This window comes from Nocardia sp. GTS18, from assembly GCF_013839555.1.
Lineage (GTDB): Bacteria > Actinomycetota > Actinomycetes > Mycobacteriales > Mycobacteriaceae > Nocardia > Nocardia rosealba.
This window is the reverse complement of sequence record NZ_JACBIU010000005.1, coordinates 28,590-44,827: the sequence shown is the minus strand read 5'-3', so window position 1 is coordinate 44,827 and position 16,238 is coordinate 28,590. Positions and strand designations below refer to the sequence as shown.

The 16,238-nt window shown below is 67.7% G+C and carries 18 protein-coding genes; 14 read left to right on the top strand and 4 right to left on the bottom strand.

The genetic code is table 11. The features are described 5' to 3' along the window. Positions 1-41 precede the first annotated feature (41 nt). The 12 genes from HYG95_RS07740 to HYG95_RS07685 all read left to right on the top strand — a co-directional run bounded on the left by HYG95_RS07740 (position 42) and on the right by HYG95_RS07685 (position 11,612). Positions 42-950 (top strand): TAXI family TRAP transporter solute-binding subunit, encoded by a 909-nt coding sequence (locus HYG95_RS07740; protein WP_181697319.1) that lies wholly within the window; start codon positions 42-44, stop codon positions 948-950. 235 nt (positions 951-1,185) lie between these two features. Further along, entirely contained in the window at positions 1,186-2,043 is an 858-nt protein-coding gene (locus HYG95_RS07735; protein ID WP_181697318.1) for an ABC transporter permease, read from the top strand. A gap of 1 nt (position 2,044) precedes the next feature. Then, the gene (locus HYG95_RS07730; RefSeq protein ID WP_181697317.1) at positions 2,045-2,905 is read left to right on the top strand and encodes an ABC transporter permease; all 861 of its coding nucleotides are present in this window, start codon (positions 2,045-2,047) and stop codon (positions 2,903-2,905) included. 11 nt (positions 2,906-2,916) lie between these two features. After that, positions 2,917-4,302 carry an MlaD family protein gene (locus tag HYG95_RS07725; protein ID WP_181697316.1) on the top strand — a complete coding sequence of 462 codons (1,386 nt, stop codon included), beginning with the start codon at positions 2,917-2,919 and terminating at the stop codon, positions 4,300-4,302. A gap of 1 nt (position 4,303) precedes the next feature. After that, the gene (locus tag HYG95_RS07720; RefSeq protein ID WP_181697315.1) at positions 4,304-5,326 is read left to right on the top strand and encodes an MCE family protein; all 1,023 of its coding nucleotides are present in this window, start codon (positions 4,304-4,306) and stop codon (positions 5,324-5,326) included. After that, the gene (locus tag HYG95_RS07715) at positions 5,323-6,354 is read left to right on the top strand and encodes an MlaD family protein (RefSeq protein ID WP_181697314.1); all 1,032 of its coding nucleotides are present in this window, start codon (positions 5,323-5,325) and stop codon (positions 6,352-6,354) included. The genes HYG95_RS07720 and HYG95_RS07715 overlap by 4 nt, the downstream gene beginning before the upstream one ends. Then, the gene (locus tag HYG95_RS07710; protein WP_181697313.1) at positions 6,355-7,428 is read left to right on the top strand and encodes an MCE family protein; all 1,074 of its coding nucleotides are present in this window, start codon (positions 6,355-6,357) and stop codon (positions 7,426-7,428) included. Next, entirely contained in the window at positions 7,425-8,504 is a 1,080-nt protein-coding gene (locus HYG95_RS07705) for an MCE family protein (protein ID WP_181697312.1), read from the top strand. Before HYG95_RS07710 ends, HYG95_RS07705 begins: the two co-directional genes overlap by 4 nt. Beyond that, on the top strand, positions 8,501-9,697 hold the full coding sequence (locus HYG95_RS07700) for an MCE family protein (RefSeq protein WP_181697311.1): 1,197 nt from the start codon (positions 8,501-8,503) through the stop codon (positions 9,695-9,697). Before HYG95_RS07705 ends, HYG95_RS07700 begins: the two co-directional genes overlap by 4 nt. 25 nt (positions 9,698-9,722) lie before the next feature. Next, positions 9,723-10,295: a hypothetical protein gene (locus HYG95_RS07695; protein ID WP_181697310.1), complete on the top strand. Its 573-nt coding sequence runs from the start codon at positions 9,723-9,725 to the stop codon at positions 10,293-10,295. A gap of 11 nt (positions 10,296-10,306) precedes the next feature. Next, complete coding sequence (locus HYG95_RS07690) at positions 10,307-11,380, top strand: oxygenase MpaB family protein (RefSeq protein ID WP_181697309.1); 1,074 nt, start codon at positions 10,307-10,309, stop codon at positions 11,378-11,380. A 16-nt stretch (positions 11,381-11,396) separates the two neighbouring features. Continuing rightward, on the top strand, positions 11,397-11,612 hold the full coding sequence (locus tag HYG95_RS07685) for a hypothetical protein (RefSeq protein WP_225279468.1): 216 nt from the start codon (positions 11,397-11,399) through the stop codon (positions 11,610-11,612). A 12-nt stretch (positions 11,613-11,624) separates the two neighbouring features. Here HYG95_RS07685 and HYG95_RS07680 read toward each other — a convergent pair whose 3' ends face one another. The 4 genes from HYG95_RS07680 to HYG95_RS07665 all read right to left on the bottom strand — a co-directional run bounded on the left by HYG95_RS07680 (position 11,625) and on the right by HYG95_RS07665 (position 14,920). Beyond that, the gene (locus HYG95_RS07680; protein ID WP_181697308.1) at positions 11,625-12,284 is read right to left on the bottom strand and encodes a TetR/AcrR family transcriptional regulator; all 660 of its coding nucleotides are present in this window, start codon (positions 12,282-12,284) and stop codon (positions 11,625-11,627) included. Positions 12,285-12,321: 37 nt separating this feature from the next. Beyond that, a complete protein-coding gene (locus HYG95_RS07675; protein WP_181697307.1) occupies positions 12,322-13,686 on the bottom strand; it encodes a serine hydrolase in 1,365 nt (454 codons plus the stop codon). A 54-nt stretch (positions 13,687-13,740) separates the two neighbouring features. Further along, positions 13,741-14,412 (bottom strand): cutinase family protein, encoded by a 672-nt coding sequence (locus HYG95_RS07670; RefSeq protein WP_370465718.1) that lies wholly within the window; start codon positions 14,410-14,412, stop codon positions 13,741-13,743. A 148-nt stretch (positions 14,413-14,560) separates the two neighbouring features. Continuing rightward, positions 14,561-14,920: an Rv2640c family ArsR-like transcriptional regulator gene (locus tag HYG95_RS07665; RefSeq protein ID WP_181697306.1), complete on the bottom strand. Its 360-nt coding sequence runs from the start codon at positions 14,918-14,920 to the stop codon at positions 14,561-14,563. 99 nt (positions 14,921-15,019) lie between these two features. On the opposite strand from HYG95_RS07665, the gene HYG95_RS07660 reads away from it, so the two are divergent. Both HYG95_RS07660 and HYG95_RS07655 read left to right on the top strand, forming a co-directional pair. Then, entirely contained in the window at positions 15,020-15,532 is a 513-nt protein-coding gene (locus HYG95_RS07660) for an ArsI/CadI family heavy metal resistance metalloenzyme (protein WP_181697305.1), read from the top strand. A gap of 94 nt (positions 15,533-15,626) precedes the next feature. Beyond that, positions 15,627-16,196 carry a TetR/AcrR family transcriptional regulator gene (locus tag HYG95_RS07655; RefSeq protein WP_181697304.1) on the top strand — a complete coding sequence of 190 codons (570 nt, stop codon included), beginning with the start codon at positions 15,627-15,629 and terminating at the stop codon, positions 16,194-16,196. Positions 16,197-16,238: the final 42 nt, after the last annotated feature.

Here is a 16,238-nt window from a genome sequence, read left to right as displayed (position 1 = left end):
TGTCCGATGCAGGCGGTGATCCAGTGAACGGCGCGGTGCCGATGACTCGGCGTCGGATGCTCGTGCTGTCCGCGCTCGCCTCGGCGGCCGTGTTCGGCTGCGGCACGGGCAAACGGTCGACAGTGCGCCTGGCCTCCGGCGAGGACGGCGGCTTCTATTTCGCGTTCGCCCGGCTGCTGGCCACCGCGGCCGCGAACGAAACCGACACCGTCCGGATCGAGCCGGTGGAAACCGCTGGTTCACAGCAGAATCTGCGGATGGTCGCCGCCGGCGAGGTCGAAACCGCGCTGGCACTGGCGGATTCGGTCGGCGACTTCGGCAATCGGGTGCTGGCGTTGGGCCGGGTCTACGAGAACTACCTGCAGTTGGCGGTCCGTGCCGACAGCGGCATCGAGCAGGTGGCCGACCTCCGTGGTCGACGGGTGAACCTCGGCGCGGCCGGTTCGGGTGCCGCGCTGACCGGCGCGCGCCTCCTGACCGCGGCGGGTCTGGACCCGGCCACCGATGTGGTGACCGAACATCGTCCCCTGCGCGAGGCCACCCGGGCCTTGACCGAGGGTGCCATCGACGCCTTGCTGTGGGCAGGCGGCGTCCCGACTGCCGCACTCACCGTGCCCGATCCGATGCGGCTGCTCGATCTCGGCGCACTTGTCGCACCGATGCGCGCGGAGTACGGCCCCGTCTACGACCACGTCGCCATCCCCGCCGACGCCTACCCGGGCAGCCCCGCCGTCCACACGATCGGTGTCACCAACCTGCTCCTCGCCACCGCCACGCTGCCCGACGAAACAGCCGCCGCCATCGTCGAACTCCTCCTCTGGCACGCCGATGCCCTGGTCCCCGCCGAGGCCGCGGGCACCCAATTCCTCGACGGCCGTTTCCTCATCGGCACCGGCACCGTCCCCCTACATCCTGGCGCCGCCGAGGTCTACCGCCGCTGGCACGGCTGACCGGCTCCCGCTTCGTCCTGCGCGGGCGCCACCCTCTCCCACCTGGGACACCACAACCACGGCCTGAGCGAACGAGGGCCGCGTACCCGAATTCCTCGACAGCCACGACGACCTCTTGCTACAGTCCCAGACAGCAAAACTACGCACGCGTAGAAATACGACTACGCGGATGTAGGAACTTCGCCGGTAGTGGTCGAGCAAGTCCACCACCGCAGTGACAAAAGAGGCGGTCGCGATGGGCTCGAAATCCCTATCCACCAGTGCACCAACAGATTTCGACCTCATCACCACCTTCTGCCTCGACTGGTGGCGCGACCATCCGCGACGTTCGATCGAGACCGCGGGACGGCAGGTCACCATGGCAGGGCAAGCCATCACAGAGCTGGTGCGAGCACTCGTCCGTCGCCGCTTCCCGCTGACGGAGTTCCTGCGGCAGAGCTCCTTCATGGCAACTGTCTCAGCCACACCGACACTGCTCGTAGCAGTCCCCATCGCCGCGATCGTCTCGATCCAGATCGGTTCCCTGGTCAGCCAAGTCGGCGCAACCACCTTCATCGGAGCCGTCAACGGCCTCGGCATCATCCGGCAGGGCGCACCACTGGTGACTTCGCTGATGATCGCGGGCGCGGTCGGCTCCTCGATCTGCGCAGATCTCGGCTCCCGCACGATCCGCGAGGAGATCGACGCGATGCGGGTGATGGGTGTCGATCCGGTGCGTAGGCTCGTCGCACCACGACTGCTGGCGGCGGTGCTGGTGAGCATGCTGCTGTGCGGGTTCGTCGTGTTCATCGGATTCGCCACCGGCTACCTGTTCAACATCTTCGTCCAGGACGGCACGCCCGGCTCCTACCTCAGCACGTTCGCCTCGTTCGCCGTCGCGAGCGACCTGCTGGTCGCGCTGGTTAAGGCGGCGGTGTTCGGCGCACTCACCGCGATCATCGCCTGTGACTGCGGCCTGAACACCAAGGGCGGCCCGGGCGGGGTCGCCGATGCGGTGAACTCCGCGGTGGTCAGTTCGGCGATCGTGCTCTTCGCGGCCAATATCGCGCTCACTCAGATCTACAACACGCTGCTGCCGTCCGAGGTGCTCTGAGATGTCGAATTACACACCGCCCCTGCTCCGTCCGCTTCAGGCGGCGAGATCGGCGACAACGCGTGTCGTCGAGGCGGACGTGCGGCTGGGCCACCAGGGTGTCGTCTTCGCACAAGCGTTGCTCGCCGTTCCGTTCGCGCTGCGGCACTACCGCAGGGAAGTCACGCGGCTGATCATCGATGTCACCTGGGGCAACGGCGCGCTGGTCGTCGGCGGCGGCACGGTCGGGGTGATCGTGATCCTGTGCGGTTTCGGCGGCGTCACCGTCGGCATGGAATCGCACACGGCGCTCGATCTGTTGACGATGAGCCCGCTCACCGGCGCGATCTCGGGATTCGCCACCACCAGGGAGCTGGCCCCACTCCTGGCGACCATCGCCTTCGCCGCCCAGGCGGGTTGCCGGTTCACCGCGCAGATCGGGTCGATGCGAATCGCGGAGGAGATCGACGCCCTCGAGTCGATGGCCATCCGCCCCCTCCCCTACCTGATCACCACTCGCATGCTGGCCGCCGCCGCCGCGATTCTGCCGCTGTACGCCATCGGCATGGCCACCGCCTACCTCACTACCAAGATCACCGCGTTCTTCCTCGGCGGCAACGGCATCGGCACCTACGACCACTACTTCCACCAGTTCCTCGACCCGGGCGACCTCGTCTACTCGGTGCTCAAGGCGGTCGCGTTCGTCCTCGTCGCCACGTTCGTCCAGTGCTACTTCGGCTACATCGCCGCCGGCGGGCCGGAAGGCGTCGGAGTCGCGGCCGGGCGGGCGATCAAGGTGACGATCATCGTCGTCGTATTCCTGAATCTGCTTCTCACACTTGCCATCTGGGGCGTCGATTCCGGCATCCGGATCTCGGGATAGGGAGAACCGACATGTATCCGGATCCCAGTGGGCGCGGCTGGTCGCGTCGGAGACTCGGTGTGGCCGGGGTCGCGATGACGCTGAGCCTGTCCGGGGTGATCGCGTTGCTCGGCCTGCGGTACACCGGCCACTTCGAGGACACCGTCGCGGTGACCGCCCTGATGACGAGCACCGGCGACGGGCTGCCCGCGCGCGCCGATGTGCGCTTTCGCGGGTTGTTGGTCGGCTCGGTGTCGGCGGTGGAGATCGCCGAGCAGGGCCTTCGTCAACGCGTCGACCTGGCGCTGGAACCGGGCGCCGCCGCGGCGATCCCGACATCGGTGACGGCGCGGGTCGTGCCCGCCAATATCTTCGGCGTCACGGCGCTCGAGCTCGTGGACAACGGCCCGGCCGCGACATCCTTGCGTGCCGGTGCGGTGATCGAGCACGACACCAGCCGGGCCACGGTGGCCCTGCAGACGACGCTGACCACCCTGCGCGATGTGCTCGACCGCGTGCGACCCGCGACACTCGCGCGGGTGCTCGCCACGCTGGCCGAAGCACTCGACGGTGATGTCCGGCTGCCGGGTTCCACGATCGAACGCCTCGATCAATGGATCAGCGAGGTCCGCGCCCTGCCCGGCATCGGTGAACTGCTCGGGGATCTCGGTACGGCCACCGCCGCGGTGAACCGGTCGGCGCCCGAACTCGCCGACGCCCTGGGCAAATCGGTCCAGACGGCGCAGACCATCACCGCGCGCCGTAATCAGGTCATCGAATTGCTCACCTCGGCGGGTGCGGCCACCGACGCGACCCAGGCGCTCTTCGCCCGCAACCCCGACGCGGGCAAGGAACTCGTGGTCGGACTGGACGAGACCTTCGGTGCCCTCGCCGACGATCCGACGGCTATGACCGAAACCGTTACCGCACTGGGGGGTTCGCTCAGCCGGCTCGCCACCGTATTCCACTGGGGCCCGAGCAAGCAGATGCAGTGGGACGTCACGGTCTCGTTCACCCCGTTCCGCCAGTACACAGCGGCCGACTGCCCCCGCTACGGCAACCAGGCCGGTCCGCGCTGCGCCACCGGAGCGATCCCGGATTCGCCTGCGGCACAGTCTTTCCCACCGCAACTGATACCCGGTCACCTTCCCTCCGCCGGACCCGCATCGATACCGGCGGCGCCCGGCCTCCCGGCCTTGCCGCCCATCCCCGGCCTGTCGCTGCCCGGTCCGGCGATTCCCGGCATCACCGCACCCGCGAGTTCCCCGCCGCCCGCGGGACCGATCGCCCTGACCGGTCCCGCCGCGGTGGCCGGGTTCCTCGGTGCGCGCCCGAACACCGCACAGCTGCTTCTGCTCGGCTCCGCGCTTACCGGCGCGACCGTCACAGTCGCGCCGAAGCCCTCGGGAGGACACTGAAATGCGCAGGCGCACCTACTATCTCGGCCTGAGCTTTTTCGTCGCACTGTCCGTGATCGCTACGTACACGATCTGGTCGACGCTGCAGCGGTCGGTGCCCGGTGACACCCACCGCTACAGCGCGACCTTCACCGACGTCCTGGGTCTACGCGCCGGCGACGACGTGCGGATCGCCGGGGTGCGGGTCGGCCGGGTGGACGCGATCGACCTGGTCGACCGCAGGCACGCCAGGGTGACTCTGTCCGTGCAATCGCGTCAGCGGCTGAGCACCACCACGAAAGCGCTGATCCGCTATCAGAATCTGATCGGCCAGCGCTATGTGGCGCTCGCCATGGGGGAATCACCGGGCGAACCGTTGCCCGCGGACGGCGCGATTCCCTTGGAACGCACCGAATCCTCCTTCGACGTCTCGACCATGCTGTCGGGCTTCGAGCCGTTGTTCAGCCTGCTGCAACCCGACGATGTGAATTCCCTGTCGGAAACCCTCGTGCAGGCGCTGCAAGGCGACGGAGTGTCGTTGTCCGCGTTGATCACCCAGGCCGCCGCACTGGCCACCACCTTCGCCGAGCGCGACGAGATCCTCGGTGCGGTGATCAGCAACCTCGACGATGTGATCACCAGTCTGGCCCATCGCAGTGGCGAGCTGGAAACGTTGATCACCCAGTCGCGCGCCCTGGTCAGTGGGCTCTACGACCAGGGCGCGGTGCTCAGCGGAGCGGTCACGAGCATCGCCGAATCGACCACGAAGCTCACCGATCTCATCGCTCGCGTCGCCCCGGGAATGGCCCAGGCACAGCGACAGGCGAGCGAGGGCGTGGCGCTGCTGCTCACCAATGGCGCCCGCTTGGACCAGGCGGCCGTCGAACTTCCGCTGATCATGTCCGGGCTCGCCAGGGTCAGCGGCAACGGCACCTACGTCAACACCTATGTCTGCAACCTGGATGTCTCGCTGTGGGGCGTGCTGTTCCCCCGCGGCGTGGTCTCCCAGGTCGGCGGCAACGCGCACTCGGAGGTCTGCCGATGATCGAAAACTTGCTCCAGCTCGTCCGCACAACCTTGGGCGACGCGTTCGGCAACCGCAACTTCTCGCTCGGCATCGCGGCCGGGGTGACGGTGATCGTGGTGGTCCTCGGGTCCGGGCTGCTGTCGCGCGCGCACCTGGGCGAGGCGACCCTGCGGGCGGAATTCGCCCAGGCGGCCGGTCTTCGCGTGGGCAACAGCGTCGATGTGGCCGGGATCGAAGTCGGCACGGTCAGCTCGGTGCGACTGGAACGCGACCGGGTGCTTGTGACGATGCGCCTGCGCTCCGACCTCGCCGTCGCCCACGACGCGAAGGCGGCGATCAAGATGTCGACCATTCTCGGCAAGATGCACGTCGAGCTCGACCCGGGAACCGACGGCGAGCTGCCGGATGACCGTATCCCGTTGTCTGCCACCGCCGTTCCCTACAACCTGGCCAAGGTCGTGAACGATCCGGCCTACCGCAATTCCTTCGAGCATCTCGAACGACTCGACCCGAACGCGCTGCGCGCGAGTCTGGACACGGTGAGCACCCAGCTGGGCGATTCACCGCACCTCACCGCGCAGGCACTCGACAGCGTCGGCGCGCTGGCCCGGGTGATCGCTTCCCGACGCGACGAGGTGGACCGACTGCTCGACAGCATGGATCAGGTGTCGGGCCTGATCGCCGACAACCAGAACAGCGTGCTCGTGCTGTTGACCAGAGGTGAGGCGATCGGCGCCGCCGTCAGTCGCCGCCGCGACCTGATCAGAGACCTGCTCGACAATATCGCCGCCACCTCGAAGACCCTGCAGGACATGGGCATCGAGGACGGTGGACGACTCGGACCGCTCATCCACAGCCTGAACACGATGTCGCAGGGCTTGGAGAAGAACCGCGACCACCTCGCCGCGCTGTATCAGGTGATGCCGGTGGCCGTTCGCCAATTCAACAACACGTTCGCGCAGGGACCCTACGGCGACATCTACATGCCGTGGCTGTTCCCGGACAACTGGCTGTGCCTGGCCGACGCCGTCGAAGGGTGCGAGTAGATGCGAAGACTGTTCCGATGCCTCGCGCTGGTGATCGTCACCGGGATCGGCGCCGGCTGTTCCTCGATTCCGGTGTCGCTACGCCCAGGTGCCGTTCACCTCACGGCCGATTTCGAAGGCGCCGCAGGCCTTTTCGTCGGCAACGACGTCGCGGCGCTCGGTGTCCCGATCGGACGGGTCGACGCCATCACACCCAGAGGCGCGTTCGTCGAGGTCGCGATGACCATCGAGCCGGGAACCGAACTGCCCGCCGACGTCACGGCGGCGCTGATCTCCCCGCAGCTCATCACCAACCGCCACGTCGAGTTGACCCCGGCCCACACCGGCGACGGACCGACCCTGGCCGACGGCGCCCACATTCCCCTTTCCAGGACGAGGACCCCGGTCGAACTCGACCGTATCCTGCGCAACTTCGAACAGCTCGGCCAAGCGTTGAAGGGCGACAACACGAACGGCCCGATGGCCAGCCGGGTGTTGTTCCCGATGCTCGACGGCAACGGCGATCGAATCCGCGAGACCCTCGACGCGCTGGCGACGACATTCGACGTGACGCTGGCCAACCGCGACCAGATCTCGCGCACCATCGTCGAACTCAACGACCTCACCACGATGATCGCCGGAAACGACCAGACCGTGCGCGATTTCAGCGGGCGGCTCACCGAACTCGTCACCCTGCTCTCCGAACAGGCTCCAGGTTTGGCGGCGGTCCTCACCCAGGTGAACGATTTCATCGCCAACACCTCCACCGTCCTGGCCGACAACCGCACCCCACTCACCGACGCGGTGAACCGGTTGGTCGCCATCACCGGTCAGATGCGGGAGAACGCCCGTGGACTCACCGAGATCATCGACGTGACGCCCCTGATGGCCGACAATTTCGCCCGCGCGGTCGACCCCGGCCAGCGGGCCCTGCGGCTGCACCTGCTCACCGACAAGTCATTGCTCGACAACGAAGCTCTCTCGCTGCTGTGCGCGCGGTTGGCCCTGCGCTCCGACGGCTGCCGGACCGGCAAACTCATGGATTTCGGCCCGGACTTCGGTCTGACCGCCGCACTGCTCGGGCTCACCGGATGAGCCGGACCGCCCGCCTCACCGTCGCCGCGCTCACCGCGATCGGCGTTTCCTCGTGCGCGGTCACCGTCGACAACGTGCCGCTGCCCCGCCCCGGCGTCGACGGACCTTCCTACCGCTTGCACGCGGTGTTCGACGACGCGCTCAACTTGCCCGAGCGAGCGCGAGTCAAGTCCAGCGGCAACGACATCGGGGTGGTGACCCGGATCGCGACGACGAACTTCCTCGCCGAGGTCGAACTCGAAGTTCGCCGCGACATCGCGCTTCCGCAGGGCACCCGCGCGGAACTGCGGCAACCGACTCCCCTGGGCGACATCCACGTCGCCATCGTGTTGCCCCAGCATCGCCCCGATGCCCCGCTCCTCACCGACGGTGACGTCATCGACCGCGAGCACACCTCGGCGGGTGCCTCGGTGGAGGAGCTGATGAGCGCGATGGCGATGCTGCTCGACGGCGGCGCGATGAATCAGGTCGCGCGCATCACCTCCGAGCTGAATGCCATCGTCGGCGGACGTGGTCCCCAGCTGTCGCATCTGCTCACCGAACTCACCGCCACGCTCACCGCGCTGAATCGACGCACCGGGCAGATCGATGCGGTTCTGCACGGGCTCGACGGGCTCACCACAACCCTGCGGACCCGCAAGGCCGAACTCGGTCAGGCCGCCGACACCTTCCCGGATCTGATCGGGGTGATCGCCGAGAACAACCGTGCCATCACCGATCTCACGACAAAGGTGTCGACGGTGACCACCGCGCTCGGCGACTTCACCTCAACCACCGGCCCGCAGTTCCTGAGCTTGTTCGACAGCGTGCAGGAATTGATGACCGGCTTCACCCGAATGGGAGACGACCTGGCCACCACATTGGACCGGCTCAACGCGGTGGCGCCGGTGGCGCGGGCATCCATGCGCGGATCGAGTCTCGCTGTCGCGGCGCGTATCTCGTATCTCGACATCGGCGCCCTCACCGACACCGAGGGCAGCCGGTTGCCCGACGGCACCGACGTCACCGCCTTCGTCGGCAGCCTCGCCCAGGTGCTGGCGCGGGTACTCGGCCGCCTGCAAGGGGTTCACCGATGATCGGGTGGGCCGCTGCTGTTGTCGTCCGGTCGGCCCGCTGGGCGCACAGCCACAAGACCGCGGGGGCCATGATGGGTATGGTCGCCATGCTGGTGATCGGCTCGAGCTACATCGCCGTCGACGTGGTCGGCGTGCGACCGTTGCACACCACCTACACAGTGCACGTCCGGCTCGACAGTTCCGGCGGGCTGCTCCCGCACAGCAACGTCACTGTGCGCGGGGTCGAGGTCGGGTCGGTGCGCGCGATCCGCATCGACGCGTCGGGCATCCTCGCGGAGATCGACATCGACAGTGCCACACGGATTCCCGTCGGCACGCCGGTGACGGTGGGTCGTCTGTCGGCCGCAGGCGAACAGTACCTCGATTTCCGGCCTGTCACCGGCGAGGCGCCCTACCTCGCCGACGGCGCGACCGTGCCCGCCGACCAGGTGAGCACGCCGGTGACGATCGACTCGTTCCTGGACAACACCGGCGCCCTCGTCGCCGGGATGAATCCGGGCCGGCTCACCGCGATCGTCGACGAACTCGATCGCGCGCTGCGTGGTGGCCCCGAGGTCCTCCGCAGGGTGATCAGCGGCCTGAGCCAGGCGACGGCCGGGCTCGCCGGCCTGCTGCCCCAGACCACCGAACTCATCCGCAACCTGAGCGTCATCGCCGACACCACCGCACATGCCCAGCCCGACCTCACCACCTTGGTTCGGGGTTCGAGCGCGCTGTTCGATCAGATGAACGCCGCCGACCACGAAGTGCGCGAACTGCTCGAACAGGGACCGGGTCGGCTCGCCACCCTCGACGGTGTTCTCACCGAGACCGGCGACCCGCTGACCAGCCTGGTCACCAATTTCGTTGCCATCACCCGCGCGGCCCGCCTGCGCACACCCGCCATGACGGCATTGTTCCCCGCTTTGCGCACCGCGGTGATCGCGCTGGGAATCCCCGCCCACGACAACGCTTTTCACACCATGGCCGACATCTGGCCGCGCCCCACCTGTGAGTACGAGACCATCCCGGTCTCCCCTGCCGAGATCTCCGACGGACGCGGTCGTCTCTACAACTACTGCGTCACCGACCACCCCGAGCTGCAGATACGCGGGTCGGCCAACGCGCCGCGCCCCGCCGGTCCGGACAACGGCGCGGGCCAACCACCCGGAGTCACCGGCGACGAGTTGTCCGTCCCGTTGCCCGCCAACTGACTCCTACCCACTCAGAGGACCCTTCATGACGACCGAACCCGACAACCCACTCGCCGACGATCCGAGTCCGGAGAGCAACGATCCGGTGACCGAGTCCCGACGAAAACGCCTGCGCCGCATACTGGTTCCCGCAGCCGCGGTCACCACGATCAGCGCCGTCGCGGTCGCGGCGTTCCTCACCGTGGACAACCACCGGATCCGCGCCCGCGAGCAGGCCCGGGACGCCGCGCTGCAGGCCGCCTGTGCCTACGCCCCCACCCTCGCCCGCTACGACGCCAAGGACCTCGACACCTATTTCGCCGCGGTGCTGGCGGGCGCCACCGGCGACTGGCGCACCGAATTCGACGCGACCAGCAAGGATCTGCGTGCGGTTCTCGTCCAGGGTCAGGTCGTCTCCACCGTCGGCAGCGTCACCTGTGCCATCGAATCCGCCGATGAGACCACGGCGCGGGCCGTAGCCGTCATCAATCAGACCATCACCAGCCTCGGCACCCGAGGCACACCTGCTCCCGGCCAGCTCTCGGTGAACATGTCGCTACGCAAGGACACCGACCGCTGGTTGGTCAGCGAAGTCAGTACTCCGATGCTCACTCGATGAAGGAGGGCCACATGGCCTCGTTACGAACCTGGATTTCACTGCCGAAGGTGGAACCGGCCGAGGATTACGGCTTCTTCGGACCCGATTCCGTCGCATGGCGGGTGTGGAGTTATCCGACCGGATTGACGATCGGTTTCCAACGCGCGGTCGTCATCGAGGAACTCGATCCGAGTCTCATCGCGGCCGTCGACGCGACAAGCGCGATCTACACCCGCCCGCGCACTCGTTATGATCGCACGCTGCGCTATTTCGCCATGGTGATGTTCGCCGACAGTCGGTCGACGGTCAGCGCCGCCGATATCCTGGTCAAGATCCATTCCAAGGCCGTCGGGATCGATCCGGTGACCGGTCGACAGTACGACGCCAACGATCCGGATTCGCAACTGTGGATCCACCTGACCGCGTGGCATTCGCTCCTGATCGCCTACGAGAAGTTCGGCCCCGGCCGGCTCAGCGCGGCCGATGAATCGCAGTATTGGCACGAGTGCGCCCGTGCCGCGGAATTGCAGACCTGCGACCCGGCCGATATTCCCCGCACCCGCGAGGGCGTGGCCCAGTATTTCGACCGGATGCGCCCTCAGCTGATCGGATCCGACATCGCGAAGAAAGCGATGAATCATCTGCTCGACGCCGAGGTGATGCTGCCGCCCATGCCGATGCTGCTGCGGCCGATGTTCAAGGTCGTGGCGGCCTTCCTGCGCCGCGGCACGCTGGCGACGATGCCGCGCTGGATGCGCGAGATGGCGGGCTTGCCGACCGGGCGGGTCCTCGACGCCCTCGTTGTGCCCTGGCTGAGCGCGGCGATGACCCTGGTCAGTTTCAACGCCCGGCTCGAACTGCTTCTGCTGCAACTGATCTCGCCGACGACGGTACCGGTGGCCGCGCCGATGCTGCTCGGCATACCGCCGAAGAACCCCGTGACGACCACACCACGGCAAGCCCAGCGCAAGTACGGATACGACATCCCCGCCCGAGCCCACCACACACTGCGCCAGAAGCAACGCGATCGCGTGTTGAGCAGGGGGCTACCGCCCTCGGAGGAAGGGCTCATCGAATCGCAGCCGATCCTCGGCGACATGGCCTGAACGAAGGAGATCACTCGTGTTCACGAAACTCATGGAACGCCGACTCAGTATCCGTCAGATGATGTATCTGGCCCTCGCCGGTGGCATTCCCTATGTCGCGATCGGGCTGGTCTGGTTGCTCGCGCATCGAGACCACCTCGGCGAGCTGTCCGGGCTCGACCGATTCTTCTCGATCCTCGGCCAGGTCATCGCCTGGCCGGTACTGCTCGTCGCCGACGTCGACCTGCGGTAGAAATCCGTGGCATCACCGCGAGTCCGCGCCGGGCTCCTGCGGCAATGTCCGCACCATGGAACGGACCGTCGCGCGCAGCCGTTCGGGCGGAAAACGTTGTGGGTCGGACAGCACCATCCTGCCCAGCACCTCCGTGAAACCGAGCATGACGTGGGCGATCAGTTCCACATCGGCATCGTGGGGTCCGCCGCGCACGGCGAAGCCGGCGTTCAGCAGGTCCACACATTGGTCGAGCAATTTGTCGCGGGCGGCACCGAGCAGTTCCCGGTAATCGGCCGGTGCCCCGTCGCTGTGCATGAGAATCAGGCGCCAGCGCGTAGGCGCCGCGGCCACCGATTCGAGAAAAGCCATCACCGCCCCGACATACTCGCGGTCGGGATCGGAGCCACGCAGATCACCCGGCATCGCCGCGAAAACCTGCGCCATCCCCCGGGAGTGCTCCCGGTGCAGCAGGTGGGCGACCAGCTCCGGCGCCGTCGGAAACATCGCGTACAGCACCGGTTTGGCGACGCCCGCTTCCTTGGCGACGGCCTGCATGGTCAGATTCGCGATACCTTCGCTACCGACCACCCGCAGCGCGGCGTCGAGCAGCTGCGTTCGACGCTCGTCCGGCGGCAGCCGAGGGCCGTTGCGGCGCTTCGGACGAACCTCGGATCTGCTGTCGGCACTCACCAGACCATCATCCCCCACGCACAGTCGCGCGGTGGCGTCAGCGTGCTGCCGGCACCGCGGCCGCGAGCTGGTTGCCGACGTCCAAAGCCAGGCCGAAGATATCGGCCGGAAGTGTGCGGCCCTGACACACGACGATGGTGCAGCCGGCGTAGGCGCCGGTGCCGAGCAGGATCGCCGACAGGTTCTGCGCGTCGAGCAGCAGCGCGCGTTCCTCCGGTGTCGCGCCGGTCCGCTGGATCGGGTCGGGCGCGATATTCGGGTCGTCGAGGGGTTCCGGCTGGTTCTCGATGGCGGCGACGATCCGGTGGAACAGCATTCGGTTGTCGGGATTGCTTGTGCCGGTGAGGAATCCGGTGAGATTGTTCGGGTCGATGGTCGCGGGCACGCCGAGCCGGACGATCACCAGGTCACGACTGGGAATCACCACGGCCAACTGGCCGAGGGCACCGGAGAAGGCGATCGCGTCGTGCGGGAGACCGGGGAACAGGCGGTGGTTGTAGTGGGCGGGCACCGGCACGTTCACCCCGCGGAAGGTCTCCCCCGCGTTCAGCCACAACAGGAAGCCGTACCCGCCGTTGGCCTCGGTCGGCGTGGCGGCCTGGCGCAGATAGTCGGCGTCGATCAGCCGGTTGCCCGCCCATTCACCCTGTTGCAGAACGAGCCGGGCGATTCGGGCCAGGTCGGCGGGGCGCATGGCCAGACCACCGGCGACGGCGGTCGTGTCGTCGCGATCGCGCAGCCACACCCAGTGATCGCGGGGAATGCCCAACGGGCCCATCAGTTCTCGCTGCACGAAGTCCTGATAGTCCATGCCGGTGGTGATCTCGATGATGCGTGGGAGCAGGCCGAGCACCGCCTGCGCGTACTGGAAGGTGGTGCCCGGTTCGTAGTCGATCGGGGCGGCCAGGATTCGGTCGACGGTGCTGGTGGCGATCGACGCGACGTCGGCGGGCCAGGAGAAGTGCAGGCCGGTGGTCTGGGTGAGGACCTGGCGCACGGTGATCCGCGCGTGCGCGGGGTCGGCCGTGGGGAAGAACCGGCCGATGGGGTCGTCGAGTCCGAAGTGACCGAGGGTCACCGCCCGGCCGACCGCGACGGCGGTGACCCCTTTGCTCGCACTGAACAGCGGCATCGGCAGGTCGCCGGTCGGCGCGTGGTCGGCCACCAGGCAGCCGTGCCGGTAGACCTGGATGGCGTGGGCCTTCGCACCGATGCCGAAGTCGATCGCGGCGGCCAGCGCGGCCTCGTCCATGCCGACCTCGACGGCCGCGCGCCGTTCGGGTGCGGTACCGGGCGCGGCCTCGACGCACCGCGTCTGCGCGTGCGCGGCCGGTGGCTGGATCACCGCGGGACTCAGCGCGAGCGCGGTGGTGAGCACGACCGTGCCCAATCGGGACGACATGAACAGGACCTCCAGGGGTGACGCGGCCCCGCGGGCCTGCCGTCGATCGATGGGTCAGACCCGGGCGGCGACGAAGGCCGCGGCCTCGCCGGCGTACCGCTTGTACTGCAGGTGGACGTTCCAGTCCGTGCCCTGTGGGTCGCACACCGGGTCGTTGTCGTTGCACACGTCGTAGGTGCGGTCGGCGTACACGCCGGTGACCGCACGGCCCACCCCGCGAATAGGGTTGCCGAACAACAGGATCGCCGCGATCCTCGGCGCCAGTTCGGCGGGCAGCGTGGCCACGATCGGCCCGCCGACCCGGGCGCCCTCGCTGCTGATCCCGATCGAGTTGTCCACCACGTTGGCGCCCTGGGAGTAGCCGACGAGCACGAACTTCTGATCCGGGCAGGCCGCCGCCCGTTCGACCACATGATCGACCAGGTCGCGGTTGCCCGCCTGCACGGACGCGGGCTGTTCGTGGCTCGCCGGGTACTGCACCCGATAGGCGTTCGTCGATCGCGCCAGGGCGTCGTCGATGGCCGCGTACACCGGGTTGCCGACCACGGTGCCCAGTTTGTACCGGCTCCACACCCCACCGGGTTCGTTGGTTCCGCGGGCTGCGACGACGTGGACGTCGACACAGCCCGCCGCCTGGGCGGCGGCGGGCGCGGCCACGCCGGTGACGGTGCCCGCCAGTACGGCGGCGGAAAGTGCCAGGCCCACGCGGGCGCGGATTTCGATCACGGTTCGTCCTTCGCATCGGTCGTCGATGGCCGAGAGCGTATGCGGGCAGACTGGGGCCGATCGGTGCACGGCACGCGCTTTTGGCACGGTTCACACCGAACGCGACGATCGAGCCGCCGTTCGCCCACCGATTCCCAGGGCCGCCGGTTCAGCTGCAGCAGTTGGGGTCGAGCACCGTGCACAGTGCCGACAGCGCCTCGCGGCGCGCCCGATGGAAGGTGTTCATCCCGCGCCGCTCGGATTCGACGAGGCCGGCCTTGCGCAACTGCCCGAGGTGATGCGAGACGGTCGACTCACTGAGCTCGACGGCAGCGGCCAGGTCACCACCATTGCTCTCCCCTGCCGGAGTGGTGAGCAGCAATGACAGCAGTTTCACCCGGACCGGGTCGGCGATGGCTTTGAGCCGCAACGCCACCTCCAGCGCGGCGGCATCGTCGACCGGTGCCGCCGCCACGGGTGCGCAGCAGACGGGAGCGGACATATCGATCACGGGTAGCGCCTTGGGCATGTCGACGACTCTACGCTCGGTATTGACATATGTCGAAAAGGTGAGCACACTCGAGCTCGCAAGTTCTTCGACATATGTCTCACAAGTGGAGGTTCGATCATGTCCCGAATTCAGCTGGCCCTCAATGTCGACGATCTCGACCAGGCCGTGCGTTTCTACTCGACCCTGTTCGCCACCGAGCCGGCCAAGCGCAAGCCCGGCTACGCCAATTTCGCCGTCACCGACCCGCCGCTCAAGCTGGTGCTGATCGAGAACGCAGGCAAGGGCGGCAGCCTCAACCACCTCGGCGTGGAGGTCGAGTCGTCCGAGCAGGTCCACGGCGAGATCGCGCGCCTGTCGCAGGCGGGGTTGTTCACCGAGGAGCAGATCGCGACGACCTGTTGCTTCGCCACCCAGGACAAGGTGTGGGTGAGCGCGCCCGACGCCGAGCGGTGGGAGGTCTACACCGTGCTGTCCGACAGCGAAACCTTCGGCAGCGCACCGCAACTCGTCGAAGTGGAGCAGGGCGACGCATGCTGCGGCACCGCAGCGGAGGCCGAGGCGGAAGGCGCCTGCTGCAGCACCGAGGCCAAGCAGAAGGCGGTGGCGTCGGGCGCGAGTTGCTGCAGCTGACAAGTCGGCCCGGCGCGGGAATCCCTGCGCCGGGCCAGAACTCGACATTTCTCCGAGTTGACGCTCGCGAAAGAGTGAGTGTACAGTCACTCACATGAGCAAGAGCGGAGCAACACTCTCCCGATCCGACATCCGCCGCGATGCCGTGGTCGATGCCGCGATCGTCGAGTTCGCCCGCACCGGCTACCACGGCACCCCGATCAGCACGGTCGCGGCGACGGCACAGATCTCACCGGCCTATGTATTCAAGCTGTTCCCCGGCAAGGTCGCCCTGTTCGTCGCCGCGCTCGAGCGGTGCTTCGACCGGATCGCGGCGGCCATGTCGACTGGTGCGGCACAGTCCGCCGGCGACACCCCCGAGCAGATCCTCTACGACATGGGCGGCGCGTATGCGCAGCTGATCAGCGACCGGAGCCTGCTCATGCTGCAGGTCCACGCCCAATCGGTGGCCGAGGTGCCCGAGATCGGCGCGGCGATGCGCGCCGGGCTCGCCCGGATCACCGAACTCGCCAAACACCGCTCCGGCGCCGCGGACGAACACGTCCAGCGATTCATCGCCTTCGGCCAGCTCTGCCACCTCATCACCACTCTCGGCCTCGACGGCGACGACAGCCCGTGGGCGAGGATCGTCACCGCGGGCATCCGGCACCCGGACGCCGGCTGACCAACCGATGCCCCCTTGCGGGGCATTTTTTCGACCCATCGA